Genomic DNA, 16,773 nt, shown 5'->3' with positions numbered 1-16,773 from the left:
TACTCGGGTAATTTGCTCTAATAGTATACAAATACCTGTTCAAATATCCAGTATAATTTTTAAACGATCTTCTGCCAGAGCAGGCCACGCCTAAGTTGCGGTAATTAGAGCTGTTTTGCCTGTGTCATCAGGCTCTCCAGTTCCCGTGCGTCATGGCTACAGAAAAAAGTGATGTCGTGGGCATGCGCGCAGGAGAGCTCCCGCAGCCGCTGCTGGTTGTGCCGCCGGGTACCGTTGTCCATCGCCATCATCCACTGGTAAAACCGCAGCCCCGGCGTGCAATGGCGCTGCGGCTGGCGCATCTCATCCCGATAGAACCAGGCGTCGCCACCGTGCAGCAACCACCCGGACGGCTGGCTGATGGCGATCCCTGCATGCCCCGGCGTGTGCCCGGCCAGCGGCACCAGCAAAATTTCCGGCGGCAAGCCGCGTAACGCCGTCACCGCGTCGAAGCCAAACCAGCGTTCGCCCTGCACCTGGTATCCCTCCCAGCCAGAGATACCGCTCCACTGCCCGGGACGATAGCGCTCCCGTTGCAGCCAGCTATGGCGCCGTTGCGCCGTGTCGATCTCCTGCTGCATTAAATGGATGCGCGCGTGAGGGAAATCGCTCAGCCCACCCGCGTGGTCGAAATCGAGGTGCGTAAGCACAATATGGCGGACATCCGCCACGCTAAAGCCCAGCGCCTCGACGCGGGCGCGCGCCGTAAGGGACTCCCGACGCTGGATATTGTTTAGCGCCCGGAAAAAGCCCGACAGCCGGGAGGGATCGCGTACATCCCCTTGCCCAAAACCGGTATCCACCAGCACCAGTCCGTCACGGTCGGTTTCGATAAGCAGGCAGTGGCAGACCAGGTGCGCATGTAGACCCTTGCTGAAACCGTCGAACAACGCGCCGCCCAGCGGGCACATACAACCACAGTTAAGATGATGAATCTTCATATCGCCTCCTCATCAGGGTAGGTGTTTCTGCTGACTCTGCTCGGACGTGCCGAAATGGGTAGTGTCCCCATGCCCGTGTTCGCCGCTGCCCTGCACGCGTTTAAGCTGAATGACCTCGCCGCGCTGCCAGGCATTTGCCCCTTCCGCTACCGGATGGGCCACGATGTCGGCACGCTGGGCTTTGATCTGCTGCGTATCGATCCCCAGACGACGATCGCGATCCGCCAGCAGCCGGGGATCGAGCTGTCCCTCGCCGGTAAAGCCCATCATCAGCGCAGGTATGCCGAGCGGCAGGGTCTTATCCCTGTCGGTGTGCCAGGTATGCCAGGTTTTGCCGTAGGTGTTGACGATTTTATTCATCAGCGCCTTGTCAGCGACCACAGGCAGGCCAGGCGCCACCAGGCTGCCCGATTTCACTTCATACTGGTGGCTGTGCCAGAGCTTTTTCTCCTCCGGCGGCAGGCTGTTAAAGAGGCGTTCGCTGATGATGTACTCTACCCCCATCAGCCGGGCATCCTTTGTATTGCCGTCATAGATGACCGCCTGCATGACCTCTTCATTGAGTACCGTCACGTAGTGATGCGCCTCCATCTGCCCGTTTTTATCCCCGTTGTAAAAATGAAAACCGTCAAGATAGGCACTGATAGCCTTCACCGGCGGTCGGGACTGGATCACCTGGGCCCCCGTCTCCAGGGTACTAAGGGTAGTGGAGGTGGTTTTACCGGGAACAGGCACCTGCGGCGGGGTATTATTCGCTCCGCAGCCGACAAGCAGCAGAATGGCTGGAAGGATCTGAGGTAATGATTTCATTGGCACTCCCTTTCATTTGAACTCGTTATGAAGGTAGTGCAGATGTGGCAAGCCAGCCAGACCGTGCCGGAGGTCTGGCTGGGAGACGATCAGAAGTAATATTTAAAACGGAGGCGGCCACCGTAGCGGGCGTCGGTGTCGCCGTCACCCTCTTTCGGGTCAGCATCGATCCACGAGGCATAGGCTCCGAGATAAACATTGAAGTTTTTCATTTTCATTACGTCAGGGAACAGATACGACGCGTGAAGCGTATGGATATCGTAATCGCCCGGATGGGTGATCCAGCAGTCGCCATCGCAGTCGTCATTCAGCCCGGCAGCGCTGAATCTGTCGATCTCGTTATGGGCGTAGATATAGCCCAGCTCAATGTTCTTCCACAGACCATTCACCCCGGCGGTGAAATCAGTTTCGTCGCTGGCATCCATGTACGCGGTGTTGAGGTTGACGACCATGCCGTTATCCGGGTCGGTTTTTTGCCCGTTCCAGTTCATCGTCAGGCCATAGCCGGTGCGATCGGACTGATCGATCCAGTGGCCTTCTGCATCCCGATAACCGTAAGCGTTGTTCACCAGGTTGCTCTCCATAGCCAGCGCCGTGGTGAAGCGCCCCTCTGACCAGGCGATAACCGGGCGCACGTAGGCCACGTTTTTATCGTTATCCAGGTCCATGCCATGGTACTGCTTATCGACAAACAGCGAGCTGCCGTTTTCCAGCAGGGTGTTGACCTCAAAATACCAATTACCGAGGTTTTTACTCAGCAGGAAGTTACCGCCGCTGTCGCTGCGCCCGCGCCCCTCTTTCATCATGTAGATGTAGCCATAACCGTCACTGTAGAGATCGTTCGCCGTGTTGCCGGAGTATTCGATAAAGGTGTCCTGGTTGAGGGGAAACATGTCGTAGGCTTCGAAACGCCCGACTTTGATTTTCCAGTCGTTCTCCTGGCCGAAGAAGAAAACCGCGTCATCCAGATTCATCTTGCCGGTAAGATCCGCCAGCGGCTGCGCCGAGAAACCGGCAAACTGGCCGTTGTCCATTCGCCGATAGCCGTCAAACCCCAGCAGGAGACGGCCATTGATATCCCAGCGCTCGTTGTTTGATGGGGCCCAGTCCTTATTGGCGCTGGTGCGCATGGATGTCAGGCTGCCGCTGCGGCTGGCGGCGTCCATATTGAACTCCACATCGCCATAGAAGCGCAGATCGCCATAGCCTGACAGGGTTAACGTCGGCGCTGGCGACGTCGGGGGTTCAGCTGAGACCACATTCACCGCCGGAGTCTGTTGCGCCTGCGCTAAGCGCGCAATCTGGGCTTCGGCTTTTGCCAGACTGGCTTCCAGCCGGGCGATTTTCGCCTCCATGCTGTCCGTTTGGGTGGCCGCCAGCGTGGTCGCCGGAATAGAGGCGCTGATCAGCAGCGCAATATAATGAATACGCATAGATTCCATCCTGTGAGTTTATTGTTGATTCCACTGGTACATTAGGGCTTTGCAAATTTTCCGTTATTTAAATCCGTCACCACGGTATTCATTACCTGTTCATCGAGGCGGTAGAATTTAATTGCCAGCGCGGTCAACAGATAAAAGAGCGAGGGGATAAGGGTAAATAACCAGACAACCCCCTGCACCGCCTGAGGGGATTGCACTGCTGCGCTGGCTTGATATTCAAACCCGGCCAGAACCCAGCCCAGAATAGCGCCGCCGACAGCCACGCCTAATTTAATGACAAAAATATTGGCCGCGACATTCATGCCGGTAATTCGCCGCTGGGTTTTCCACTCGCCGTAATTATTGGCGTCGGTGATCATCGACCACTGCAGCGCGCCGTTTCCGCCCTGCACCGTCTGGATAAGAAAATGGGCCACCAGCGGAATTAGCCAGTATTGCACCGGCAACCAGAAGCAGACGATGCCCAGCCCGGCGTTGAGCAGGTTTATCCAGAATGAGAGTTTGATTTTGCAGAACCGGGACCCCAGCGGCTGCGCCAGCGCCGAGCCCAGCATTGAGGCGATCATTCCGCCCAGCATAAACAGCGAGATGATAGTTGAGCCCTGACGCAGCACGGTATTGACGTAATAGACCACCGCGCCGCCGCGGATCACCACCGCCACCAGCATCATAAAGTTGTAGATCGACAGAATGCGCCACTGCTCATTGCGAAACAGAATTTTGACGTCACGGACGACATTGAGGTTTTCTTCTTTGATGGGCTGAACGCGCTCTTTGGTGGTGGCGAAACAGATGATAAACATCAGGCAGCCAATCACCCCGAAAATGGCCATCGCCATCTGAATGCCGCTCGCGCGATCCTGAGGATAGAGATAATCCGCCAGCGGCAGAATGCAGGCGGTGCCCAGGGCGCCGCCCAATGGGGTGATGGCAAAACGCCAGGATTGCAAAGAGAGGTTTTCCCGCGGATCGGAAGTAAGTGCCGCGCCCAGCGAGCAGTAAGGAATATTGATGGCGGTATACATCAGGGTCATAAAGATATAGGCCGCCACGGCATAGACCACTTTACCGCTGTCAGAAAAGGATGGGATGGTATAGACCAGTACGCAGCTGACCGCGAACGGGGCGCAGATCGCCAGAAGCCACGGACGAAAGCGTCCCCAGCGTGAGGAGGTGGCATCTGCAATCGCCCCCATTATCGGGTCGGTGATGGCATCCAGCAGCCTGACCAGTAAAAACATTGTCCCCATCACTGCGGGCGGCAGCCCGTAGATATCTGTATAGAAATAGGCGAGGATCGCCACTGAGGAGTCAAAGACGATATGGCTGGCCGCATCGCCGAGGCTGTAGCCTATTTTTTCTTTTACCGTTAATTTTTCCGTTGCCGACATTTCAGGCCTCTCCCTGTATTTTTCAGTCCTTTCGTTGTAGCTGTCGACATAATTTCCATATCCCTTCCAGAGCAATCTATTATGTTTTCTCGCTAAGAAGTTATGATTTTCCCTTTATGTGATCTGCGTGATTAGTGGTTATTTATGCGATAAATAAATCGCGCCACTACTATATTTCTGACACTGCTTCAGGAGGCTAAATACTCAACGGTAAATAGTCTGGTTTTATGCAAAGTGTTACCTCCGACACGCGAAGTGACAAATATTCGTCTAAGGTTTTCAGGTGATTGATGGTAGCGGTCGCGCTGCCCAGAGAACCCAGGAGAACAACCATGATGAGACCTCAGCAGCAAACAGCATTGCGGCTGGCGATTGGCGGCATCCTGCTTGGGATAACTGCCTTTAGCTATGCGGAAGAACCGTCCGGCGCCCGGAAACAAGCCCCCGATATTCTGTTTGGCCCGCTGTTTAACGATGTGCAAACCGCCAAACTCTTCCCGGATCAAAAAACCTTCGCCGATGCGGTACCGAAAAACGATCCCCAGACGATCCTTGCCGACTACCACATGCAGCGGAAACAGTCCGGCTTTGACCTGCGCCACTTTGTAGAGGTGAACTTCACCCTGCCGACCGAGAAGGAAAAATATGTGCCGCCTGCCGGGCAGAGCCTGCGGGCGCACATTGATGGTCTGTGGCCGGTGCTGACGCGCACTACCTCCAGCGCCGGAAAGTGGGATTCCCTGCTGCCGCTGCCGAAGCCTTACGTGGTGCCGGGCGGACGTTTTCGTGAGATCTACTACTGGGACAGCTACTTCACCATGCTGGGGCTGGCCGAGAGCGGCCACTGGGACAAGGTCGCCAGTATGGTGGACAACTTCGCGTACGAACTGGACAGCTGGGGTCATATCCCTAACGGTAACCGCAGCTACTATCTGAGCCGCTCCCAGCCGCCCTTCTTTGCCATGATGGTGGAGCTGCTGGCGACGCACGATAAAGAGGCACTGAAAAAATACCGTCCACAGATGGAAAAAGAGTACGCCTACTGGATGGAGGGGGTAGATGCCCTTCAGCCGGGCCAGGCCAGCCAGCGGGTGGTGAAGCTCGACGATGGCGCCGTGCTTAACCGTTACTGGGACGATCGCGATACGCCGCGCCCGGAATCGTGGCTGGATGATATCAACACCGCGAAAAAATACCCCAGCCGTCCGGCAACCGAGATCTACCGGGATCTGCGCTCCGCCGCCGCCTCCGGCTGGGACTTCAGCTCACGCTGGATGGACGATCCGCAGCAGCTGGGAACGATCCGCACCACCAGTATCGTGCCGGTGGATCTGAACGCCCTGATGTTCAAGATGGAGAAACTGCTGGCGAAGGCCAGCCAGGAGGGCGGTGACAGCGCCGCAGCCAGCCGTTACGAGGGCCTGGCCTCCGATCGTCAGAAAGCGATGGAGCGCTATCTGTGGAACGAGAAAGAGGGCTGGTACGCCGATTACGATTTGAAAACCAAACAGGTCCGTAATCAGCTGACCGCCGCGGCGCTCTTCCCGCTCTACGTCAAGGCCGCCTCGCAGGAACGCGCGGACAAAACCGCCTCTGCTGCCGAAGCCCAGTTGCTGAAAGCGGGGGGCATTTCGACCACCACCGTTAACAGCGGCCAACAGTGGGATGCCCCTAACGGCTGGGCGCCGTTGCAGTGGGTCGCCACCGAAGGATTGCAGAATTACGGGCAGGATAAAGTGGCGATGGATGTGACGTGGCGCTTCCTCACCAACGTGCAGCACACCTACGATCGCGAGCAGAAGCTGGTAGAGAAATATGATGTTTCCACCACCGGCACTGGCGGCGGCGGCGGTGAATATCCGTTGCAGGATGGCTTCGGCTGGACTAACGGCGTGACGCTGAAAATGTTGGATCTGGTCTGTCCGCAGGCGAACCCGTGCGACAAAGTGCCCGCCACGCGACCCGCGGCCAATGAGGGTTCGGTAACTACCACCCCATCGACTACCGGCGCACAACCTGCGGCGAATGGCACATCCACCACCGGCGACCAGCCAGCGGCGACAAGCACCCCGTCGACAACTAACCCGTCAACGACGACCACAACGCCCCCGGCTACCACCGACCAGCCAGCGGCTAACGATGAAACAGAAACGCAGAAAAGTGTCGGACAGCAGTAACCTCCAGGCCGGGTAAGGCGTATCCGCCACCCGGCATGCCGTTCAGGCTCTGCCCATAAAAAAACGGCTCTTGTAAAAGAGCCGTTTTATCGGTTTCAGGCGCGTCGTACCATCCTGTAGATAAGCAGTACCAGAATGGCACCCACCACAGCCACCAGAAAACTTTGCAGGTTAAATCCGGATACACTGCCGCCGATGCCAAACATCGTCGCCAGCCAGCCGCCGACAACCGCACCGATGATCCCAAGGATACAGGTCACGATAAAGCCGCCGCCATCACGTCCCGGCATGATGAACTTTGCGATAACGCCAGCAATCAGACCAAATACAATCCAGGCGATGATACCCATAGTGTTGCCCTCTTGCAGAGTTAAGCTTGCGCAGGACACCCCCAGCGCAGGTAATAGTAAGTATAGGCAATCGCCGGAAAACCAGTTTTACTACACCGACTTAATTGCGGCTCAGGCGAAAAAAATAATTGCCGGTTTGTATTAAGTTCCGCGGCCCGCTGCCGATAACGCATCCACAGACTGTCATCTAACGAGGAGCCCCGGGGCGTGAGTAATTACAGTGAGCAGTTCCTGAAAACTAATCCGCTGGCTGTATTGGGTGTAGTACGCGATCTGCAAAAAAATGACGTTCCCGTACGTATCAGCTGGGGGAACAACCAGTTCATCAGCAAAATCCTGGATGCTACCCCGGAACGACTGATCATGGATTTGGGCAGTCAGGAGTTTGAAAACCGCTCGGTGTTACGTGCGGAGAATATCACCGTGGCCGCCGATACCCAGGGGGCCAAAGTCGAGTTCGACCTGCCGAAGGTGGAACAGGGTGACTACCAGGCGCTGCCTGCTTTTATCTCGCCGCTGCCGACCTCCGTATGGTGCATTCAGCGCCGGGAGTACTTCCGCATCAATGCCCCGCTGCATCCGGCCTACTTCTGCAAAGCCCGAATGCCTGATAAGAGCATCATTCGTTTCCGCCTGCACGATCTGTCGCTGGGCGGCATGGGTGCGCTGATGGATACCGCGAAACCCGAAGGCCTGGTCGAGGGAATGCGTTTTTCGCAGATCGAGCTGGATATGGGGGGCTGGGGCCGCTTCTTTTTCGATGCGCAGCTGATAACCGTCAGCGAACGTAAAGTGGTGGACAGCAAAAACGAGACCATCACCACGCCGCGTCTGAGTTTCCGGTTTCTTAACGTCGGGCCGGGTCCTGAGCGAGAACTGCAGAAAATCATCTACTCGCTGGAGCGTGAAGCGCGGGAACGTGCCAACAAAGTGCGTTAATCGCCACCGGGCAGCGCGTGGCTGCCCGGCAACCAATTACATAGCGTCCATCGCTTTCTGCACTTTCCAGATATAGCGTGGGGCCTGCGGGGCGGGATGGTTATTGACGACATGATCAAAGAACTCGTCTTTATCCATGTCATTGATTTCGGCGATCGCCTTTTTACGATCCGACGAGAAGGTACGCAACAGCGCGCCCGCGCCGTTCACGTAGGAGACCACCAGCGCATACTGCATCACTTCCGGGTCCTCAATACCGTTCAGGATCCCGTGCTCCAGAATGCTCAGGTAGGCGGTACCCATAGAGATATTGCGTTCCGGGTTCTTCAGCTCGCTGGTGGAGGGTTGCCCGCTCCAGCCCATGTGCCGGTAGACCTCACGCCCGGCGGTGGAGGCTTTCAGCTGCATCAGACCCACCGCGTTTGATTTACTCACCAGGTTCGGGTTCCCACCCGACTCCACCGCAATGATGGCGGTGATCAGCCGTGGGCTGACTCCCCACGCCTCACCTGCTTTTTCACTGATCGGCATCCACTGCATCGCCCGTTTAACCGGGACTTCCGGGTTCCATTCCGGCTTCTGGTAATCCTGCTTTGAACTACAGCCTGCAAGTAGCACAATCAAAAAAGCAAACCATCTTAATTTCACGTCATCTGTCCTTATGGTCATTCATCGCTGTTACCCTATCCTCCGCTTGATGAAGGACGCGCTCAGGCGGCATGATATATACATTCAGCTTTATAAGTCAGCAAGGAAATGCCATGTCTCAGTTTCATCTCATTGCACCATCAGGGTACTGCATTAATCAGGAGGCGGCGCAGCGGGGCGTGGCGCGATTACTGGACGAGGGTCACCAGGTACAAAATCAGACGATTATACCCCGCCGCCAGCAGCGATTTGCTGGTACCGAGGCGGAGCGGCTGAATGATATCAACGCCCTCGCCCGTCTGCCGGGCGCCGACCAGATAGTGCTGCCGGTGCGCGGTGGATACGGCGCCAGCCGCCTGCTGGAACAGATTGACTGGGAGGGCCTGGCGAAACGCCAGCAGCAGGATCCCTTGCTGATCTGCGGCCACAGTGATTTCACCGTGATCCAGCTCGGCCTGCTGGCGCTGCACAACGTCATCACCTTCAGCGGCCCGATGCTGGCGGGCAATTTTGGCGCCCCGGAGCTGAACGCCTTCACGGTAGACCATTTCTGGCGGGCGCTCAGCAACAGTACCTACTTCGTTGAGTGGCCGGGGGATGGCCCGTCGTGCGTGTGCGAAGGCCAGCTGTGGGGCGGCAATCTGGCGATGGTCGTGTCACTTATCGGCACCCGCTGGCTGCCCGCCATTGAGAACGGCATCCTGGTGCTGGAGGATATTAATGAGCATCCGTTCCGCGTAGAACGGATGCTGCTCCAGCTGCATCACGCGGGTATTCTCAACCGTCAGCAGGCGATTGTGCTCGGCAGCTTCAGCGGCGCGACCCCTAACGATTACGATGCCGGATACGATCTGGCAACCATGGTCGATTACCTGCGTTCCCGGATATCGGTGCCGGTTATCAGCGGACTCGACTTCGGCCACGAGCAACGGACCGTTACCCTGCCGCTCGGTGCGCAGGCAACGCTGGTTCACACCCCCGGCAACAGTCGTTTAACCCTGAGCGGGCATCCGGTGCTCCGGGCATAAAAAAAGCCCCTTAAGCGGCGGATTAACGCCCTGTAAGGGGCGTTAATATGATAGGGTTTTACTACTAGTCATCGCGTCAGGCAGGGAGTACGCACACATTGGATGCCGCAGCAATAATCAGTCTTTTTATCCTGGGTTCAGTTCTTGTAACCTGTAGTATTTTATTGAGTTCGTTTTCTTCGCGTCTCGGCATCCCCATTCTGGTTATTTTCCTCGCCATCGGCATGCTGGCGGGGGTTGATGGCATCGGGGGCATCCCCTTCGACAACTACCCGTTTGCGTACATGATCAGTAACCTCGCCCTGGCGGTGATCCTGCTGGATGGCGGGATGCGCACCCAGGCCAGTTCGTTTCGCGTGGCGCTGGGCCCGGCCCTGTCGCTGGCAACGGTCGGGGTGCTAATCACCTCCGGCCTCACCGGGATGATGGCGGCGTGGCTGTTCCACCTTGACCTGATGGAAGGGTTACTGATTGGCGCGATTGTCGGCTCTACCGATGCCGCGGCGGTCTTCTCCCTGCTGGGTGGCAAAGGGCTGAACGAACGTGTCGGCTCGACGCTGGAGATTGAATCCGGCAGTAACGATCCGATGGCGGTGTTTCTCACCATCACCCTGATTGAGATGATCCAGCAGCATGAAACCGGCCTGAGCTGGATGTTCGCCTGGCACATCATTCAACAGTTTGGTCTGGGTATCCTCTTTGGCCTTGGCGGCGGCTATCTGCTGCAACAGATGATCAACCGCATCTCGCTCCCGGGCGGGCTCTATCCGCTGCTGGCGCTGAGCGGCGGGATTTTGATTTTCGCCCTTACCACGGCGCTGGACGGCAGCGGCATTCTGGCGGTCTATCTCTGCGGTTTCCTGCTCGGCAACCGTCCAATCCGCAACCGCTTTGGCATTCTGCAAAACTTCGATGGCCTGGCCTGGCTGGCGCAGATTGGCATGTTCCTGGTGCTGGGGCTGCTGGTGACGCCGTCGGATCTGCTACCGATTGCCGTTCCGGCGCTGATGCTGTCACTGTGGATGATCTTCTTTGCCCGTCCGCTGTCGGTCTTCGCCGGACTGCTGCCTTTCAGAGGCTTTAACCTGCGCGAGCGGGTGTTTATCAGCTGGGTGGGACTGCGCGGTGCGGTGCCGATCATCCTCGCAGTGTTCCCGATGATGGCTGGGCTCGATAATTCCCGTCTCTTCTTCAACGTGGCGTTCTTCGTGGTGCTGGTGTCGCTGCTGTTCCAGGGCACGTCGCTGTCGTGGGCGGCGAAAAAAGCGAAGGTGGTGATCCCACCGGTGGGCTGGCCGGTCTCCCGCGTGGGGCTGGATCTTCACCCTGAAAACCCCTGGGAGCAGTTTGTGTACCAGCTCAGCGCCGATAAGTGGTGCGTGGGCGCCTCGCTGCGCGACCTCCATATGCCCGCCGAGACGCGCATTGCCGCCCTCTTCCGCGATAATGCCCTGCTGCATCCGACCGGCAGCACCCGGCTGCGCGAGGGAGATATTCTCTGTGTGATTGGTCGCGAGCATGACCTTCCTGCCCTTGGCAAGCTCTTCAGCCAGTCGCCGCCGGTGGCACTGGATCAGCGCTTCTTCGGGGACTTTATTCTGGAAGCCAGCGCCAAATTTGCCGACGTGGCGATGATTTACGGTCTGGATGTCGGGCTGGAGTATCGCGATAACCAGCAGACCCTGGGCGAGATCGTGCAGAAGCAGCTCGGTGCCGCGCCGGTCGTGGGTGACCAGGTGGAGTTTGCCGGGATGATCTGGACGGTGGCGGAGAAAGAGGATAACGCGGTGCTGAGGGTGGGCGTGCGCGTGGCGGAGGATGCCGAAGAGTAGGCCGGTTTGCCGGGTGGCGGCTACGCCTTACCCGGCCTACGGGTTTTGTAGGCCCGGCAAGCGTCGCGCCGCCGGGCGATGTTACACAACGACGATCGGTACTCGTGGCGCTAACGCCGTTAACAGCTCATACCCGACGGTGCCCGCGGCGGCGGCGACATCGTCCACTTTCACCTCGTTGCCCCACAGCTCAACCGGCGTACCGATCCCCGCATGCGGGCACGGCGTCAGGTCAATCGCCAGCATATCCATCGACACCGTGCCGACCGTGCCGGTGCGCACGCCGTCCACCCATACCGGGGTACCGGAAGGGGCAACGCGCGGATAGCCGTCGGCATAACCCCCGGCGACGATGCCGATCCGCTGTTCGCCCGACGCACGATAGCGGCTGCCGTAACCCACGGTATCCCCCGCTTTCAGGGTCTGGACGCCAATGATCTCACTGCGCAGGGTCATCACCGGCTTCAGGCCGCTGTTGGCGATATCCTGCCACTGACCCGACGGCGAGGCGCCGTAGAGGATGATCCCCGGACGCACCCAGTCAAAATGCGCCTCCGGATGCCAGAGCGTTGCCGCCGAGTTGGAAAGCGAACGCGGACAGGCCAGACCTTCTGCTGCCTGCTCGATGCGCTTCATCGGTTCGACAATGCCCTCCGTCTTTTCCGCATCGGCAAAATGGGCCATCAGGGTCATTTCGCCGACGTTCTTCAGCGCCCGCAGCTGTTGCCAGACGCTGTGCACGCGCTCCGGCTGGAAACCGAGCCGGTTCATACCGCTGTTCATTTTCAGGTAGATATCGAGCGGGGCATGCAGCTTCGCATTCTGTAGCGCCTTGACCTGCCAGTTGCTGTGCACGCTGGTAGTCAGGCGGTACTTATCGAACAGCGGCAGTTCATCGCTGTGGAAGAAGCCTTCGAGCATCAGAATCGGCCCTTTCCAGCCGCGCTCGCGCAGCAGGATCGCCTCTTCAAGGTTGAGCAGCGCAAAACCATCCGTTGCGCTTAACGCGCTCCAGATGCGGTCCAGACCGTGGCCGTAAGCATTGGCTTTGACCACGGTCCAGACGCGTGAAGCGGGCGCAGCGCGACGGACAATTTGCAGATTATCCTTCAGGGCCTGCAGATCCATCTGAGCCAGAACAGGACGGGACATGACGACTCCTTGTTAGTTATGCGCGCCGTGTAAATGTTGTGGACGTGACGGCGTGAATCCCGGACGGTAGCGCGCAACGCTTAAATCATCAAACGGAATAGCGGGTGTGCGCCCGGAGATCAAATCACTGAGTAGCTGCCCTGAACCGCAGGCCATTGTCCAGCCCAGCGTACCGTGTCCGGTGTTTAGCCACAGGTTTTTAAACGGTGTCCGCCCGACCACCGGGGTACCGTCCGGGGTCATTGGACGCAGCCCGGTCCAGAAGGTCGCCTGTTCGATAAAGCCGCCGCGCGGGAAGAGATCGCCAACGACCATCTCCAGCGTTTCCCGACGCGGTTTCAGCAGCTCAGTGTTAAAGCCGACGATTTCCGCCATTCCTCCCACGCGGATCCGGTTGTCAAAACGGGTGATCGCGATTTTGTAGGTTTCATCAAGGATAGTTGAAACCGGGGCACCGCTCTCCTCTTTGACCGGAATAGTGAGCGAATAACCTTTCAGCGGGTAGACCGGAATGTCCACAATCCCTTTCAGCATGGCGGTAGAGTAAGAGCCAAAAGCCATCACGTAAGCGTCGGCCTTCACCACCTCGTCGCCACACAGCACGCCATAGATGTTATCCCCTTCGTAGAGAAGTTTATCGACACCGGTGTTGTAGCGGAATTTGACGCCGGCCTGCTCGGCCATCTGCGCCAGATTCTGGGTAAAGAGCTGGCAGTCGCCGGTCTCGTCATTAGGCAGACGCAGACCGCCGGTCAGCTTATGCGCGACTTCCGCCAGGGCCGGTTCCACCTGCGCCAGCTGGCTCGCTTCCAGCAGCTGATACGGGACGCCCGCATCCTTGAGTACAGCGATATCACGGGTGGCGTTTTCGTACTGCTGGGCGGTGCGGAACAGCTGCAGGGTGCCTCCCTGACGGCCTTCATACTGGATACCGGTGGCGGCACGCAGCGCTTTCAGGCAGTCGCGGCTGTACTCTGCCAGACGCACCATCCGTCCTTTGTTTTCCATGTAGTGCGAAGTGTCGCAGTTGCGCAGCATCTGCCACATCCACTTCAGCTGGAACTGAGTGCCGTCGAGACTGATCGCCAGCGGCGCATGACGCTGGAACATCCACTTAATCGCCTTCAGCGGTACGCCCGGTGCCGCCCACGGCGCCGCGTAGCCCGGAGAGATTTGTCCGGCGTTCGCCGCGCTGGTCTCCAGTGCCGGACCCGGTTCCCGATCGATGACGGTTACATCATGCCCGGCCTGACTTAAATACCAGGCGCTGGTCACACCAACGACGCCACTTCCCAGTATGACAACACGCATAGCCACTCCATTTATAAGCAAAAGAACAATCTTCTGGTTACATATTGATAACCCAGATGAAAATATTATTCAACATAGGCATTTTTTATGGTGACTTACCTCACACCTTCCCCCTATGACGGGGCTGTGGCGTATTTGGCATCTCATGCTGCGCGGCATTTTTAACCAGCAGATTATGCTGTTACCCACCCCCTTTTCGTCATGCCCGCGACGGGAAATCGCAAAGAAAAAAATAGCGCACCAGCACGCTTTTGAATGGCGTGTTCTATGCTTGAAAAGAGGTTCTCCAGACAGAGAGAGCTACCAACAACGAGGGCGCGCTAATGGCTACTATTGATTCCATGAATAAGGACACCACTCGTCTGAGCGATGGACCCGACTGGACATTCGAGCTGCTGGACACCTATCTGGCGGAAATTGACCGGGTGGCAAAACTCTACCGTCTGGACGCCTATCCCCATCAAATCGAAGTGATCACCTCCGAACAGATGATGGACGCTTACTCCAGCGTCGGGATGCCCATTAACTATACCCACTGGTCGTTTGGTAAAAAATTCATTGAGACCGAACGGCTCTACAAGCACGGTCAGCAGGGGCTGGCCTATGAGATCGTCATTAACTCTAACCCCTGTATCGCCTACCTGATGGAAGAGAACACCATCACCATGCAGGCGCTGGTAATGGCGCACGCCTGCTACGGGCACAACTCGTTTTTCAAAAATAACTACCTGTTCCGCAGCTGGACCGACGCCAGCTCGATTGTCGATTACCTGATCTTCGCCCGAAACTACATTACCGAATGCGAAGAGCGCTACGGGGTGGAAGAGGTCGAGAAGCTGCTGGACTCCTGCCATGCGCTGATGAACTACGGCGTGGATCGCTACAAACGTCCGCAGAAGATCTCCTTGCAGGAGGAGAAAGCCCGGCAGAAAAGCCGTGAAGAGTATCTGCAAAGCCAGGTGAATACCCTGTGGCGTACCCTGCCGAAACGGGAAGAGGAGAAAGCGGTTCCCGAAGCACGCCGTTATCCCTCTGAGCCGCAGGAGAACCTGCTCTACTTTATGGAGAAGAACGCCCCGCTGCTGGAGCCGTGGCAGCGTGAGATCCTGCGCATCGTGCGCAAGGTGAGTCAGTACTTCTACCCGCAAAAGCAGACCCAGGTGATGAACGAGGGCTGGGCCACCTTCTGGCACTACACTATCCTCAATCACCTCTATGACGAAGGCAAAGTGACCGAACGCTTTATGCTGGAGTTCCTGCACAGCCACACCAACGTGGTGTTCCAGCCGCCTTACAACAGCCCGTGGTACAGCGGTATTAACCCTTATGCGCTGGGCTTTGCCATGTTCCAGGATATCAAGCGTATCTGCCAGAACCCGACGGACGAGGATAAATACTGGTTCCCGGATATCGCCGGTTCCGACTGGCTGGAGACGCTCCATTTTGCGATGCGCGACTTTAAAGATGAGAGCTTTATCAGCCAGTTCCTGTCGCCGAAGGTGATGCGTGATTTCCGCCTGTTTACGGTTCTGGATGACGATCACAACAACTATCTGGAAATTTCGGCTATCCACAATGAAGAGGGATACCGTGAGATCCGCTCCCGTCTCTCGGCCCAGTACAACTTAAGCAATCTGGAGCCGAATATTCAGGTCTGGAATGTGGATCTGCGCGGGGATCGCTCCCTGACGCTGCGCTATATCCCGCATAACCGCGCGCCGCTGGATAAAGGACGTAAAGAGGTGCTGAAGCACGTACATCGTCTGTGGGGCTTTGACATTCTGCTTGAACAGCAGAACGAAGATGGCAGCGTGGAGTTGCTGGAGCGCTGCCCACCTAAGGGTAATATCCTTTAGGCCGGTATCGCCTGTTTGCCGGGTGGCGTTCGCTTATCCGGCAAACATATATTGCGGATTTTGTTGGCCGGGTAAGGCTTAGCCGCCACCCGGCAAAAAAACCTCTCAGATGAGAGGTTTTTTATTTTATCGGCCGTGGATGGAGAGATCGCCCGGCAGGGTCTTCTGCATCCGATGCCAGATCTCGCCGCTGTCGCGACCGTAGCGACGCACGATGTCATACACCTGATCGTGCTGGCCTTCGGCACAGAGTTCGCTCAGCTTGTGATAGAAGCCCAGCGCGAGGCTGCGGGCTTCCGGATTGGCGAAGTAGTGACGACCGATGCGGGTATAGAGCCCTTTCATGCCGTTGAGGATCAGGCCGTAAATTGGGTTGCCGGAGGCAAACGCCAGCCCGCGGAAGACGTTGTAATCCAGCAGCGCAAAGGCGTCGGCGTGATCTTCCACCGCCGTAGCGCGGGCGAGCACCTCCTGCGCCTTATCCGGATGCTGGCGAAACGCCGTGCGGATAAAGATGGTAGCGATGTTGGTGCGCACGGAGAGCAGATTGTCGATCAGCTGCGGCACGCTCTCGTGATCGAGGCGCGCAAGCGTTTCAAGGATATTCAGACCCGACGTTTCCCAGAAGTTATTCACTTTGGTCGGTTTGCCGTGTTGGATCGTCAGCCAGCCGTCGCGTGCCAGTCGCTGCAACACTTCACGTAAGGTGGTACGTGTGACGCCAATCAGTTCAGAGAGTTCGCGTTCTGCGGGAAGAATCGAGCCTGGGGGGAAACGGTTGTTCCAGATGCTTTCGATAATATACTCTTCCGCGAAACCCGCCGGGCTTTGCGCCTTTATTACCATAGTGAGTTTTCCATTCCACTGCTTTTTACAAAATTCACTCATCATACCAG

The 16,773-nt window shown here is 57.3% G+C and carries 13 protein-coding genes and 1 pseudogene; 5 read left to right on the top strand and 9 right to left on the bottom strand.

The genetic code is table 11. The features are described from left to right. Window positions 1–104: 104 nt before the first annotated feature. The 4 genes from B3X29_RS18025 to B3X29_RS18010 form a co-directional block, all read right to left on the bottom strand. Window positions 105–941, bottom strand: coding sequence for an MBL fold metallo-hydrolase (locus B3X29_RS18025; protein WP_159339498.1), 837 nt, complete (start codon window positions 939–941; stop codon window positions 105–107). 12 nt (window positions 942–953) lie between these two features. Then, window positions 954–1,751, bottom strand: coding sequence for an OBAP family protein (locus B3X29_RS18020; RefSeq protein WP_159339499.1), 798 nt, complete (start codon window positions 1,749–1,751; stop codon window positions 954–956). Window positions 1,752–1,840: 89 nt separating this feature from the next. Then, window positions 1,841–3,184, bottom strand: a complete 1,344-nt coding sequence (locus B3X29_RS18015; RefSeq protein ID WP_159339500.1) for a carbohydrate porin — start codon at window positions 3,182–3,184, stop codon at window positions 1,841–1,843. Window positions 3,185–3,225: 41 nt separating this feature from the next. Beyond that, the gene (locus B3X29_RS18010; RefSeq protein WP_156654695.1) at window positions 3,226–4,584 is read right to left on the bottom strand and encodes a glycoside-pentoside-hexuronide (GPH):cation symporter; all 1,359 of its coding nucleotides are present in this window, start codon (window positions 4,582–4,584) and stop codon (window positions 3,226–3,228) included. Between the two features lie 332 nt (window positions 4,585–4,916). Between B3X29_RS18010 and B3X29_RS18005 the strand changes: the two genes are divergently transcribed. Continuing rightward, on the top strand, window positions 4,917–6,761 hold the full coding sequence (locus B3X29_RS18005; RefSeq protein ID WP_290561614.1) for an alpha,alpha-trehalase: 1,845 nt from the start codon (window positions 4,917–4,919) through the stop codon (window positions 6,759–6,761). 95 nt (window positions 6,762–6,856) lie between these two features. Here the strand turns inward: B3X29_RS18005 and B3X29_RS18000 are convergent, their stop codons facing one another. Then, the gene (locus B3X29_RS18000) at window positions 6,857–7,111 is read right to left on the bottom strand and encodes a GlsB/YeaQ/YmgE family stress response membrane protein (protein ID WP_103179996.1); all 255 of its coding nucleotides are present in this window, start codon (window positions 7,109–7,111) and stop codon (window positions 6,857–6,859) included. Window positions 7,112–7,318: 207 nt separating this feature from the next. Between B3X29_RS18000 and ycgR the strand changes: the two genes are divergently transcribed. After that, entirely contained in the window at window positions 7,319–8,050 is a 732-nt protein-coding gene (gene ycgR / locus B3X29_RS17995) for a flagellar brake protein YcgR (RefSeq protein ID WP_103179997.1), read from the top strand. A gap of 36 nt (window positions 8,051–8,086) precedes the next feature. Here the strand turns inward: ycgR and emtA are convergent, their stop codons facing one another. Next, window positions 8,087–8,698 carry a membrane-bound lytic murein transglycosylase EmtA gene (emtA, locus tag B3X29_RS17990; RefSeq protein ID WP_103179998.1) on the bottom strand — a complete coding sequence of 204 codons (612 nt, stop codon included), beginning with the start codon at window positions 8,696–8,698 and terminating at the stop codon, window positions 8,087–8,089. Between the two features lie 113 nt (window positions 8,699–8,811). Here emtA and ldcA point away from each other — a divergent pair, with 113 nt between their 5' ends. Next, window positions 8,812–9,726 (top strand): muramoyltetrapeptide carboxypeptidase, encoded by a 915-nt coding sequence (ldcA, locus tag B3X29_RS17985; RefSeq protein ID WP_159339502.1) that lies wholly within the window; start codon window positions 8,812–8,814, stop codon window positions 9,724–9,726. Between the two features lie 98 nt (window positions 9,727–9,824). Then, a pseudogene (locus tag B3X29_RS17980) lies at window positions 9,825–11,492 on the top strand (potassium/proton antiporter); the annotation flags it as partial. A 147-nt stretch (window positions 11,493–11,639) separates the two neighbouring features. On the opposite strand, the gene dadX reads toward B3X29_RS17980, so the two are convergent. Further along, window positions 11,640–12,710: a catabolic alanine racemase DadX gene (gene dadX, locus B3X29_RS17975; RefSeq protein ID WP_103180001.1), complete on the bottom strand. Its 1,071-nt coding sequence runs from the start codon at window positions 12,708–12,710 to the stop codon at window positions 11,640–11,642. A gap of 12 nt (window positions 12,711–12,722) precedes the next feature. Next, the gene (locus B3X29_RS17970) at window positions 12,723–14,021 is read right to left on the bottom strand and encodes a D-amino acid dehydrogenase (protein ID WP_156654699.1); all 1,299 of its coding nucleotides are present in this window, start codon (window positions 14,019–14,021) and stop codon (window positions 12,723–12,725) included. A gap of 323 nt (window positions 14,022–14,344) precedes the next feature. Here B3X29_RS17970 and B3X29_RS17965 point away from each other — a divergent pair, with 323 nt between their 5' ends. Beyond that, a complete protein-coding gene (locus B3X29_RS17965) occupies window positions 14,345–15,877 on the top strand; it encodes a SpoVR family protein (protein ID WP_103180003.1) in 1,533 nt (510 codons plus the stop codon). Window positions 15,878–16,003: 126 nt separating this feature from the next. Here the strand turns inward: B3X29_RS17965 and fadR are convergent, their stop codons facing one another. Next, window positions 16,004–16,723 (bottom strand): fatty acid metabolism transcriptional regulator FadR, encoded by a 720-nt coding sequence (gene fadR / locus B3X29_RS17960; protein WP_103180004.1) that lies wholly within the window; start codon window positions 16,721–16,723, stop codon window positions 16,004–16,006. Between the last annotated feature and the right edge of the window lie 50 nt (window positions 16,724–16,773).

Source organism: Leclercia sp. UBA5076, assembly GCF_002416465.1.
In the GTDB taxonomy this organism is placed as follows: domain Bacteria; phylum Pseudomonadota; class Gammaproteobacteria; order Enterobacterales; family Enterobacteriaceae; genus Enterobacter.
Note: the sequence above shows the minus strand (reverse complement) of the source record. Positions and strands in the feature narration are given on the sequence as shown.